12 protein-coding genes and 1 riboswitch are annotated in these 12,360 nt (G+C 33.1%); of the genes, 8 read left to right on the forward strand and 4 right to left on the reverse strand.

Going from position 1 to position 12,360, the window contains the following annotated elements; translation table 11 throughout:
- Positions 1-96 precede the first annotated feature (96 nt).
- The 3 genes from AC3ITQ_RS00575 to AC3ITQ_RS00585 all read right to left on the reverse strand — a co-directional run bounded on the left by AC3ITQ_RS00575 (position 97) and on the right by AC3ITQ_RS00585 (position 2,823).
- A complete protein-coding gene (locus tag AC3ITQ_RS00575; RefSeq protein WP_489236379.1) occupies positions 97-510 on the reverse strand; it encodes a GxxExxY protein in 414 nt (137 codons plus the stop codon).
- 140 nt (positions 511-650) lie between these two features.
- Entirely contained in the window at positions 651-1,679 is a 1,029-nt protein-coding gene (locus AC3ITQ_RS00580) for an iron chelate uptake ABC transporter family permease subunit (RefSeq protein ID WP_489236380.1), read from the reverse strand.
- A gap of 1 nt (position 1,680) precedes the next feature.
- Positions 1,681-2,823 (reverse strand): ABC transporter substrate-binding protein, encoded by a 1,143-nt coding sequence (locus AC3ITQ_RS00585; protein ID WP_489236381.1) that lies wholly within the window; start codon positions 2,821-2,823, stop codon positions 1,681-1,683.
- A gap of 173 nt (positions 2,824-2,996) precedes the next feature.
- Here AC3ITQ_RS00585 and AC3ITQ_RS00590 point away from each other — a divergent pair, with 173 nt between their 5' ends.
- From AC3ITQ_RS00590 to AC3ITQ_RS00625, 8 genes are all read left to right on the forward strand, one after another.
- Positions 2,997-3,359 (forward strand): C1orf53 family protein, encoded by a 363-nt coding sequence (locus AC3ITQ_RS00590; RefSeq protein WP_194658418.1) that lies wholly within the window; start codon positions 2,997-2,999, stop codon positions 3,357-3,359.
- Between the two features lie 30 nt (positions 3,360-3,389).
- A complete protein-coding gene (locus tag AC3ITQ_RS00595) occupies positions 3,390-3,770 on the forward strand; it encodes a four helix bundle protein (RefSeq protein ID WP_489236382.1) in 381 nt (126 codons plus the stop codon).
- A gap of 30 nt (positions 3,771-3,800) precedes the next feature.
- Positions 3,801-4,307, forward strand: coding sequence for a bifunctional adenosylcobinamide kinase/adenosylcobinamide-phosphate guanylyltransferase (gene cobU, locus AC3ITQ_RS00600; protein WP_489236383.1), 507 nt, complete (start codon positions 3,801-3,803; stop codon positions 4,305-4,307).
- Positions 4,308-4,430: 123 nt separating this feature from the next.
- Positions 4,431-6,110 carry a nicotinate-nucleotide--dimethylbenzimidazole phosphoribosyltransferase gene (cobT, locus tag AC3ITQ_RS00605; protein WP_489236384.1) on the forward strand — a complete coding sequence of 560 codons (1,680 nt, stop codon included), beginning with the start codon at positions 4,431-4,433 and terminating at the stop codon, positions 6,108-6,110.
- Between the two features lie 51 nt (positions 6,111-6,161).
- On the forward strand, positions 6,162-6,959 hold the full coding sequence (locus tag AC3ITQ_RS00610) for an adenosylcobinamide-GDP ribazoletransferase (RefSeq protein WP_489236385.1): 798 nt from the start codon (positions 6,162-6,164) through the stop codon (positions 6,957-6,959).
- Positions 6,944-7,480 (forward strand): alpha-ribazole phosphatase, encoded by a 537-nt coding sequence (gene cobC / locus AC3ITQ_RS00615; protein ID WP_489236386.1) that lies wholly within the window; start codon positions 6,944-6,946, stop codon positions 7,478-7,480. Before AC3ITQ_RS00610 ends, cobC begins: the two co-directional genes overlap by 16 nt.
- Before the next feature lie 68 nt (positions 7,481-7,548).
- Positions 7,549-7,753: riboswitch (cobalamin riboswitch) on the forward strand.
- A gap of 27 nt (positions 7,754-7,780) precedes the next feature.
- A complete protein-coding gene (locus AC3ITQ_RS00620) occupies positions 7,781-9,634 on the forward strand; it encodes a TonB-dependent receptor plug domain-containing protein (protein WP_489236387.1) in 1,854 nt (617 codons plus the stop codon).
- Positions 9,635-9,638: 4 nt separating this feature from the next.
- Positions 9,639-10,700 (forward strand): YncE family protein, encoded by a 1,062-nt coding sequence (locus AC3ITQ_RS00625; RefSeq protein WP_489236388.1) that lies wholly within the window; start codon positions 9,639-9,641, stop codon positions 10,698-10,700.
- Between the two features lie 72 nt (positions 10,701-10,772).
- Here AC3ITQ_RS00625 and AC3ITQ_RS00630 read toward each other — a convergent pair whose 3' ends face one another.
- Complete coding sequence (locus AC3ITQ_RS00630) at positions 10,773-12,245, reverse strand: S41 family peptidase (protein WP_489236389.1); 1,473 nt, start codon at positions 12,243-12,245, stop codon at positions 10,773-10,775.
- Positions 12,246-12,360: the final 115 nt, after the last annotated feature.

Genomic DNA, 12,360 nt, shown 5'->3' on the forward strand with positions numbered 1-12,360 from the left:
GCTACTTTTTAAACACATAGAGAACATAGTTTTCTTTCTTTATGTGGAATAGTTGATTTTAAAATTTACTTGTAAATTAACACATAGCGTATGTTGCTAAAACTTTGGCAATAATTTGAAATATTCATTTACAAAGGTTTTTTGGCCTTCTTTAAAAATATTATGGCAATTAAAGTTAACTATAATTCCTTTTGGAGCCTTTGATAGTTTCATATAAGTTAATAATTGTGCTTCATGAATTGGACTTATTTCAGAAACCGTTTTTAATTCTACAACCAAACAATTTTCAACAAATAAGTCACATCTTAAATCTGCAGTCAATTCTTTATTTTTATAAATCAGCGGTACTTTCATTTCAGAGAAAAAATTCAATTTCCTATGTTGTAATTCTTCCTTCAAACATTGATGATAAACATTTTCTAATAATCCTTTTCCAATTATTTTATGTACTTCAATACAAGCACCAATTACATTATAAGTTAGTTCATCTAAATATTTTTGAGTAACCATTTAATATTAGTTAAAATAGAAACTCATTTTAATTTTCACTTCGCTATGTTTTTTGAGGAAAAGTGAAACGCCTTTTTTAAGGTTATAAAACTATGTCTCTATGTGTTTAAAAAACTAAGATATTAAATATTTGTAAGTTTTTACTGAAAACTTCTTTTTCTTATTAATAACCAAATTACTACCGGAGCACCAATTATAGACGTAATTGCATTTATAGGAAGTGTAACATCAAATCCTGGCATTTGAGAAACTATATCACAGAATAATACAATAATAGCTCCATAAAGCAATGTACTCCAAAACAGAATCATATGATTACTGGTTTGAAAAGTTAGTTTTGCTATATGCGGAACTGCCAGACCAATAAAAGCAATCGGGCCTGCAAAAGCAGTTATACTTCCGGCTAAAATACTGGTTGCAAAAATAATGATTACACGTGCTTTTCTTAAATTTAACCCCATACTTCTGGCGTAGTTTTCTCCCACCAGCAAAGCGTTCAAAGGTTTTATACTGCCCGCACTTAAAACTAAACCAAGAAATACGCTGGCCGATAAAACAGTGATTGATTTCCAGGAAAGATTTCCAAGATTCCCCAAGGACCAAAAAGTAAACTTCTGAAGCTGTTCTGCAGTACTAAAATAAGTTAAAACACTGACAATTGCCGTGGTAAAACTTCCAAACATTAGTCCAACGATCAAGATTGCCATCGTGTCACGTAAGCGTTGTGAAACCACTAAAACCAACAATAAAACAAGTGTGCTTCCTATGGTCGAAGCCAAAACAATTCCGTATGATGATAAGGCAACAACTTTTAAAAAAGAGGGCAAAAATCCGGCACCCAGAATAACAAAAGCTACACCCAGACTTGCGCCTGAACTTAATCCTAAAACGTAAGGTCCTGCAAGCGGATTTCTAAACAATGTTTGCATTAATAAACCACTGATTGAAAGTCCGGTTCCAACTAAAATTGCTGTAATTGCTTTTGGCAAACGGTAGTTGATAATAATGTATTCCCAAGTTGATTTGCTCGCCTGACCTCCGGTTAAACTTGCATAAACATCTCTAAACGGAATATTTACCGAACCTAAACTAAGGCTTGCAAAAAACATCAGAAGAAGTCCTAAACCCAGAGCGATAAATAAAATGGTATTTCGTTTTTTGTTCGCCAATTTAATTCAGTTTAGATGCAAAAGTAAACTCATAACTCGGCAATAAATCCGGATGAAAAATTTTGATATAATCCTTCAAAACCAGATCTGGACGGCTTGGTGACAATTCATAATAAATGGTTCCGCCAGTTGCCCCAAACTTGCTTTCTAAAGTATAAATGGATTTATTTTTAAAAGCATCAAACTCACTATAATGCGGATTTGCTTTTTCTAATTCGGCTAAAGTTAGAAAAGAACCTGACGCAATCCAAACATTCGCTGTTTTGGCTTTGTCTAATACTTTTTCGAATGATAAACCTTCACTTCCGGTACCTTTTAAATCGGCCCATAAATAATTAGACTTTGCATCTTTCATAAATTGCGCTACCCAGCTGTTTCCTTTTGCCACATACCAAACGTCTTCGTACATAGAACCATATAAAACCGTTGTTGTCGCAGGCTTATCAGCTACTAATTTCTTAGCCTGATTATAGCTTTCAACTATCTTGTCAAATAATTCTTTGGCTTTATCTTCTTTACCAAATAAAGCTCCATAAAGTTTAATCCATTCGGCTTTTCCTAGTGGAGATTGCTCCATCCAATCGGCCTGAATCATAACATTTAAACCGCTTTTTTTCAAATTATCCAGCATCGGATTGTTGTTGTCAACTCCAAAAGTTACAATCAAATCTGGTGCTAAATCTATTAATTGTTCAATGTTTAATTTTTCATTTTGTCCAACGTTTTTCACAATCCCTTTATCAATTAATATTCTTGTTTTTTCAGAAGAAATATAATCGGTATGCGGAAAACCAACTAGTTTATGTTCTACATCCAGCATTTCAAGATACGGAATATTAGTTGTTGATGTCACTACAACCGTTTCCAACGGAACGTTGATTGTTGTGTAAGCTTGAAGACTATCAGGAATTTTACCTTCTTTCTCTTTTAAAATATAAGTGAATTTTTTATTTGCGTTTGGCCAAGGATTAGTAACCGTTACAACCGAATATCCTTCCTGTTTTACGATAGAAAGCCCTGAAGCATATTCAATACTATTTTTAGCAATTGGAGATTTTGCAACTTCGGTAGTTTCATTTTTTTTACAACTTACAAGAAGAAAAAAAGACAAAACATAAAACGTTTTAGGCAATAAATGTTTCATATGTTGGTTATACTATTTTGTGATTTGAAATCGTTAACACCAATATCGGCACAGATTTTGAATACTAAAATTTCAAAATTTAATTTTTTGATGAGGACAAAGGTAAGGCAATTTCTATTTTTTTTGTTTACCTTTATTCTTACAAATCTCAACAAACTCATTTTTTACAATATATGAATACCACAAAAACCAAAATTTGTTCGAGTTGCGAAACTATTTTTAGATGCGGGGATATTTCTGTTGAAAACAAATGTTGGTGTAATGATTATCCTCCCATTTTTAATCTTTCTGAAGGAGGAGATTGTCTTTGTCCGGTTTGCTTTAAAGAAGCCTGCATGGACAAAATTGATGCTTATGTAGAAACAATGACACCTAAAAAAGCGCTACAAAATAAAGCATTATCTTTACCAAAAACAGCAAAACTAATTGAAGATATTGATTATTACACCGAAGATGGCAATACTGTTTTCACTAGTTGGTTTCATTTGAAACGCGGAAGCTGTTGCGGGAATGATTGTCGTCATTGCCCCTACTAATTATTAATTATAAATTGTTAGTTGTTAATTATGAAGAACAACGTAATCAAAGACAAAAGTTTTGATTTTGCCATTCGAATTGTCAAATTATATCAATATTTATGTACTGAGAAAAAAGAATTTACACTTTCTAAACAACTACTGAGATCGGGAACAAGCATTGGTGCAATGGTCAGAGAAGCAGAACATGCTGAAAGTAAAAATGATTTCATTCATAAATTTGCTATTGCGCAAAAAGAAGCAAACGAATCAGTTTATTGGCTAGAATTATTAAAAGCTACTGATTATTTAAATGATAAAGAATTTAAAAACATCAATACTGACGCCATTGCAATCTTAAAACTAATAACAAGTATTATAAAAACTACAAAAAATCAACTCGTTTCCAAACCAGTTCCTACTACAAATTAACAATTCACAACTAACAATTAACAATTATAAATGATTTACTTAATTACCGGAGGCGAGCGATCAGGAAAAAGCAGTTATGCTCAAAATTTAGCATTAAAACTCTCAGACGCACCAATGTATGTAGCAACGGCTCGAAAATGGGACGATGATTTCCAAAATAGAATTGACCGCCATCAACAGGAACGCGATGAAAGATGGACCAATATTGAAAAAGAAAAAAATTTAAGCGAAATTGATTTTTCAGGAAAAGTGGCTTTGATTGATTGCGTTACGCTTTGGCTGACCAACTTTTTTGTAGACACTAAAAATGATGTTGCTTCAAGTTTGGAAGAAGCAAAAAAAGAGTTTCTTGCTATGGCCAAGCAGGAAAATGTAACACTAATTATTGTTACGAACGAAATTGGAATGGGGGTTCATGCCGACACTCATATCGGCAGAAAATTTACAGAATTGCAAGGCTGGATGAATCAGTTTTTGGCTTCAAATGCTGATGAAGTTGTTTTAATGGTTTCCGGGATTCCAGTAAAAATAAAATAAAATTCCAAATTTTAAATTCCAAATTCCAAGGCACTGCCTTAACTTTACATAAATTCAAACATTCAGATTGATTTTTGAAATTGGAATTTGGATTTTTTTTATTGGAATTTTAACCCCAACAACATGACTAATTTAGACGATATTTTAAAATCGCGTCGTGATACCCGACATTTTACCGCCGATGAAGTTCCTGATGAAGTGATCGAAAAAGCTTTACAGGCCGGGCATTGGGCACCATCTGTTGGACTTACAGATGCCACACGCTACTATATCATCAAAGCGGCAGAAGTAAAAAGTGCCATTAAAGATTTGTTTTTGGATTATAATAAAAAAGCCGAATCACTGACCGATAACCCCGAACAAAAAGAACACTATAAATCCCTGAAACTTGAAGCTATTGAAGAAGCTCCAATTGGACTTATTATCGCTTACGACCGTTCTGTTTTAAATCAATTTACAATTGGAACTGTTGGCAGTAATGAAGCGGTTAAATTTAGTTCGGTTTGTGCGGCTCAGAATATTTGGCTTTCCCTTACCGATCAGGGTTATGGTATGGGCTGGGTTTCGATTTTAAATTATCATCAATTTAAAAAAATACTCGATTTACCAGAAAACATTGAACCTTTGGGTTATTTCTGCGTTGGAAAACCGGCAACGAATTACAACAATCAGCCCATGTTGCAGCAATTGCACTGGAAACAGAAATCAGAAGCACCGATTTGTTCAGAAATCAAAAATGTAACAGAAAGTTATATTTCTGATTTAAAATTAAAATCTCAAACTGAGATTGAAAATAAAAATGATTTCAGCAAAGAATTACAAGAAAAAATAGACAGTAAAACCAAACCAGTAGGTGCTTTAGGGACTTTAGAAACTTTAGCTTTTCAGCTGGCTACGGTTTTTGAAACTTTAAATCCCAAAATTATAAATCCGAATCTTGTTGTTTTTGCAGCTGATCATGGAATTGCAAATCATGGTGTGAGTGCCTATCCTCAAGATGTAACACGCCAAATGGTAGGCAATTTTCTGGAAGGCGGTGCAGCTATAAACGTTTTCTGCAAACAGAATGATATTCAATTGTCCATTGTAGATTCAGGCGTAAATTATGATTTTCCGACAAATGCTAATCTAATTAATGCCAAAATTGCTAAGGGAACCCAATCGTTTTTACACGCGCCTGCGATGAGCGAAACCGAATTGCAATTGTGTTTTGAAAAAGGAAAAGCCATTGTCGAAAACATCTCCAAAACAGGCTCTAATTGTATTGGTTTTGGCGAAATGGGAATTGGAAACACTTCTACAGCTTCTGTATTAATGAGTCTTTTAACTGGTTTTTCTATCGAAGAATGTGTCGGAAAAGGAACAGGAGTTGAAGATCAAAAATTACTACAGAAACAGGAATTTCTAAAAAAAGCAATCGAAAATTATTCCGGTCAGGCCGATTTAAAAGAGCAACTTGCTTATTTTGGAGGTTTCGAAATTATACAAATGGCAAGCGGAATACTGACTGCGTTTGAAAACAAAATGCTGATTTTAGTGGACGGTTTTATTTGCAGTGTCGCTTTTTTAATTGCTACAAAAATAAATCCTTATATAATTAAAAATGCTGTTTTTTGCCATTGCTCTGCTGAACAGGCACATCAAAAATTACTTCAATATTTGAATGCAAAACCAATTTTAAATTTAGATTTGCGTCTGGGCGAAGGAACGGGTTGTGCAATTGCCTTTCCTATTTTGAAATCGGCGGAAGCTTTTTTGAACGAAATGGCTAGTTTTGAGAGTGCTGGGATTAGCAAGAAATAAATATCAATGGCAATAACAAATTTCAATGCCAATTAAAAATAACATTCTTAAATGAAAAAAGAACTACATATTTTTTTTACCTGCTTAATGTTCTATACCCGAATTCCCTGTCCAAAAAACATTAATCACAATCCTGATTATTTAAATAAGGCTACACGATATTTTCCTTTTATTGGATGGATTGTGGGAAGCATTTCTTTTTTTGCTTTTTATATTTTCACTCAATTTCTTTCTGTTGAAATTGCAGTTATTTTAGCCATAATTGCTTCTATTCTAACAACTGGCGCTTTTCATGAAGATGGTTTTGCTGATGTTTGTGATGGTTTTGGCGGAGGCTGGACTAAGGAAAAAATCTTAATGATAATGAAAGACAGCGCCATTGGTGCTTATGGTGCAATTGGTTTGGTTTTATTATTTTTATTGAAATTTAAATTGCTTTCCGAATCAATTTCTATTTTTCATATCGAAAGCTATAATGCACTTCTTAAGGTTTTTCTTTTGTTTATTTCTGCTCATGCTTTAAGTCGTTTAGCGGCCATTTCTATTATTTTTACACATGAATATTCTCGTGATGATGCTTCAAGTAAAAGTAAACCAATTGCTAAAAAACACAGCTGGAAAGAAGTTTTCGGAGCTTTTTTCTTCGGATTAATTCCTCTTTTTGTACAATCTTGTTTTCAGTACGAATTTTTATTTATCTTAATTCCTGTTTTTGTAACTCGCTACTTTTTGGCACGTTACTTCCAGAAATGGATTGGCGGATATACAGGAGATTGCCTGGGCGCAACGCAACAGATTTGCGAAGTTGTTTATTACTTAAGCTTTCTTTTGATATGGAAATTTATCTAGTTCGTCATACCGAAACTGCTTGCGAAAAAGGGATTTGTTACGGACAATCTGATGTCAATTTAGCAAAACCTTTTGATTCTATTTTTGAGAACATTGTCTCACAATTACCTTCAGAAGCGATTATTTTTTCAAGTCCGCTGAAGCGATGTGTTATTTTGGCTCAATATATTCAGGAAAACATCAAAACGATATCGTATCAGGAAGACAAACGTTTAATGGAAATGGATTTTGGTGATTGGGAAATGAAAAACTGGAATGATATTTTACCCGAACAACTCAATCCGTGGATGGAAGATTTTGTAAATGTTCCTGCTTCAAATGGAGAATCTTTTGTTTTATTACACAAACGTACTGAATCCTTTTTATCATATTTAACTTCAAAACAAATCACTTCGCCCATCATAGTTGTTTGTCATGCCGGAATCATAAGAAGTATCTTATGTCACCATGCTGAATTACCGTTAAAAGATGCTTTTCAAAATAAGGCAGATTTTGGTGAAGTCATTAAAATTGAGCTCTAAGCCTCATTTTGTTTAGAATTTGACTTAAAAAGTAAAACAAATTTGATAATTCAATATTTTTAACTTTATCTTTGCCCGAAATTTAAGGTTGCGTTTTAATTTTAAAATGCATTAAAAGGGAATCAAGTAAAATCTTGAGCTGTACCCGCAACTGTAAGCTAAGTTCTGAAAAGAATGCTTGTTGTTAACTACAAAACCACTGCTCGCTCCGGCGAATGGGAAGGTAAACAACAAGACGCAAGCCAGGAGACCTGCCTTTATAACAAATATCGAACTCTCGGGAAAAAGAGTGTAGAAATTATGACTTTAAAAAAACTTTTCGCTTTTTGTTTGCTGTTGTTGTGCCAGATTCTGTCGGCGCAGAACGACTCTATTACAAAACTTAAAACGGTTGTCGTTTCTGATTCCAATCTTAAAAAATATTCTACTTCACAATCCGTTTTAAAACTCAATGATTCTGTTATTAATAAAAATGAGGCTTTATTAACGGATCTTTTAAATTTCAATTCGACCATTTATTTCAAAGAATACGGCCGCGGTATGCTTTCGACAGTTGCATTTAGAGGAACTACATCTTCTCAAACAGCCGTAATCTGGAACGGAATCAACATAAATTCTCAAATGAACGGAAGTACTGATTTCAATACGATTTCAGGTTCTGATTATAATTCTGTTAGTGTAAAAGCTGGTGGGGGAAGCGTAATTTATGGAAGCGGTGCTGTTGGTGGAACTGTACATTTGAATAATGATTTAAGCTTTTACAAACGTTTCGAAAATAATCTGAAATTGGATTATGGAAGTTTTAATACTATCGGAATCAATTATAAAACTAATATTTCGAACGAAAAATGGAGTGCACAGATAGGTTTTTCTAAAAATAGTTCGACGAACGATTATAAGTATCTTAATCGATATACCTGGAAAGGCGAACAGCGCTGGAACCAAAACGGGCAATACGATGTAATTACCATGAGTGCCAATTTGGGGTATAAATTTGACGCTAAAAACAGTTTAAAATTATACAGTCAAACTTCTAACACAGATCGTAATACCTCGTTAATAACTGAAAATGAAACCAAAAGCAAATACGTAAACGGATTCAATCGAAATTTATTAGAATACGATGGTGATTTTGGAAAATTCAAAACCAATTTCAAAACTGCTTATATTTTTGAAAATTATCAATATTACCCTGATAATTCTCTTAATCAATACACTTTCGGAAAAACAGAAAGTTTTATTGCAAAAGCTGATTTAGGATATAACCTTTTTAAATCGACACAAGTCAACGGAATTTTAGATTACAACAAAACTAAAGGTTTTGGAAGTGGTTTTGGTGATAATACCAGAGAAATTAGTTCTGCTGCCTTATTGATAAAACAAGATTTTTCGAAAGATTGGAAAAATGAGTTTGGAATCAGAAAAGAATTCACCGATAACTACAAATCACCTGTTTTATTCTCTTTGGGATCTTCTTATCAATTTGGAAAATTATATAATTTAAAATTGAATTTGTCCCGAAATTTTAGAATTCCAACTTTCAACGATTTATATTGGGAGGAAGGCGGAAATCCTGATTTGAAACCTGAAAGTTCATATCAGGCAGAAATTGGAAATGTTTTTACTTATAAAAATATTTCGCTTACGCAGACTTTCTACTACATCAAAATTACAGATTTATTGCGCTGGGTTCCTGGCAGCAACGGAATCTGGACACCGCAAAACACAGATAAAGTCAACACCTACGGAACCGAAACTTTGTTGAGTTGGAAAAAACAATATGGCAAAAATTATTTTGGAGCTAATGCAACTTATGCTTATACGGTTTCTAAAGATATAGCGACTGACAAACAGCTGTTTTTTGTTCCCTTTAATAAAGTTACCGCAGCCGTTTCTTATTCCAGAAATAATATCTCGACTTATTACCAATTTTTGTATAACGGTTTTGTTTACACACAGGCCGACAATGACCCAAATAAAATTGTAGATGCTTATATGGTTTCTAATATCGGAATCGACTATGATTTTAAATTTTTAAGTTCTTTCAAACTAGGATTCCAGGTTTTAAATCTTTGGAATGAAAATTATGAAAGTCTTGAAAACAGACCAATGCCAGGAAGAAATTTTAATATGTACTTAAACCTTAAATTTTAATATAATGAAGTTAACCAGATTAATTTTAGCAGCAGTAAGCGCATCGCTTTTTGTTTCTTGTTCTAACGATGACAACAACAATGATGATAATACCCCTAAAGGAGCTTATGAGAATGGATTTTTCATCTTAAATGAAGGAAATAGTAGCGGTGGCTCAGTTTCATTTGCAAGTGATGATTTAACAAATTTCACATCTGATGTGTATAAAACTGCAAATCCTACCGATGTTGCAGGCGTTTTTCTTCAAAACATCTTTTTTGATGGAGATAAAGCGTATATTATTGCTGGTGGATCTAACGTAATTAACGTTGTAAACAGGTATAGTTTTAAGTTAATTGCAAAAGTTGAAACTGGTCTTGCTAACCCAAGATATGGAGTTGTAAAAGATGGAAAAGCGTATGTAACAAATGCAAATACTTATTCTTATAGCAATCCGACAACCGGGAATACTGATGATTATATTGCAATAATTGATTTGGCTACCAATAAAGTAGAATCTAAAATCGAATTGGGTGCAACATCAAACAGAATTTTGTTGGAAAACAATAAATTATACATTACAGATTCTTATAACGACAAAATACTAGTAGTAAATCCAGCTACAAAAGCTCTAGAAACTCCTATAACTATTGGTACTAGTGGAGACAGCATGGAAGCTAAAGACGGAATTTTGTATGTTTTGAGAGCTCCTTATGGTGATAATAGAAGTGAAATTGTAAAAGTAAAATTATCTGATAAGTCGGTTACTAAAATTACTTTCCCCGAATCTTTAGACAGAGCTGGTTACTTAGACATTTATAATGATAAAATTTATTATACTTCAAACAAGTCTGTATATTCAATTAGTACTACTGCAACGGCCGCTTCAACAACAGCAATTGCAACTGTCAGCCTTCCTGTAGGTGGTTCAATTTACGGTTTTGCAGTAAACAAGGATAAAATATTTATTGCTGATGGTGGTGATTTTGGATCAAACAGCAAAGCGTACATCTACAATTTAAGTGGAAGTTTGGAAAAAGAATTAACGGTTGGTGTAGGGCCAAATGGTTTTTACTTCAACGATTAATACCTTTATTTTTAAATTTGTTTTTGGATTTTTTTGTAAAAAAGGCTTTCATTTCTGAAAGCCTTTTTCCGTTTATTTTAATAATTTTTGAAACTCTTTTGGAACAGTCTCTAAATACATTTCGTTTCTATAGCCATTGATTTTCTTAGAATCTGTAACATAAGGCAAGATTAAATTTTCGTCTATTCTAACCTTTTTAGCTGTAGAACCAGTAATTTTAGATATCGCCAAATTTAATAATGGCTCTCCCGGATCTCCTAAAACACCATAAGTACTAACAGACTCATTCTGAACATATGTTGGTGGCAACCCCGCTGTATAGTCCCCAAAATCAGCAGAATTTGAAATTTTAAAAACTAACGGCTGCATCGCATATTTATGATTTGGGTTGACATTAGTTTTAGTAAAGGTAGGCGAATCATAAACGGTAAATGAGCCCACATTTTTACCAATTGTCGTTTCTCCAATCTGAACGACATTAATATAGGGTTTTAATCCGTTTATCACCAATTCACTTGCTGATGCGGTATTAGAAGTTGTAATAACATAAACAGTATTTAAATTTAAGCTGTTAAGAGCAGCTCCTTCTATATCTTTTACAAATCTTTCGTTTAAAAACTCCAAATCATCAGCAGTCATCCCTGCCATTTGTTTCAAATTATACTGTCTTTTTGAAAATATTTTTCCTTCAAATTGCCCGGTAATCATACTTGCCAAACGGGTTGAAGAACGAACTGAACCACCTCCATTATATCTCAAATCTAAAACCAGATCTGTTGCTCCTTGTGCTTTTAGCTCTCCAAAAGCCTGATTTAATTTAGTATCATATTCCGCATAAAAACCGTTGTACATTACATATCCTATTTTATGACCTCCAGAAGTAATTACTTTACTAATTAATATTGGATTTTCTTCTAATACAGTTTTGGTTAAAGCAACTGATTTTCCATTCAAAACAAACGCAGAACCATTATAATCCGCAAGGTTTAACGTGTAACTATCAGGATTAAGTAATAACGATTCGTAGTTTGAAACGGTAAGTTTTGTACCATTTACACTCGTAAATAAATCACCCCTTTTAATATCTTTAGATGAAGCATCAGAATTAGGAATAATATAACGGACATAACCTACTACATCATTAGAACCCTCAGAGACTCTGCTCAATCTAAAATCTACTCCATTGTTTTTTGAAATTCCGTTAAGTTCTTGTTCCAAAACAGTATAATCATCAACAATCCAGCTAAAACGATCGATTGCATTAATTGGATATTTACTAACTGGCTTATTTAATAAATCTTCGAATAATTCTTCTGGCTTAGAATATCCAGACAAAAATGAATTAAGAGCATCTTGATTTGCAAAACGATCATCAGCCAAATTAGGCACATCAGCCTGCCATAAATAAACTTCATTTAATCCTTTCCAGACAAAATCATTTACTTGCAGATTTGCAGGCGCATCAACATCATCATTATCGTCACATGATTGCAAAGCAAATGCAAGCAGAAATATAAGTAATAAACTCTTTAATATTGTTTTCATATATTTAGGTGTAGTAGTATTCAATCCTTTATTAACGTAAAAATACTACCTTTAGTTTTAACTCTATTATCTTTTCTTAAAAAAAATACAAATTCGTTGTAACAAAAATAATAGT

It is taken from the genome of Flavobacterium sp. KH_001 (genome assembly GCF_057840745.1).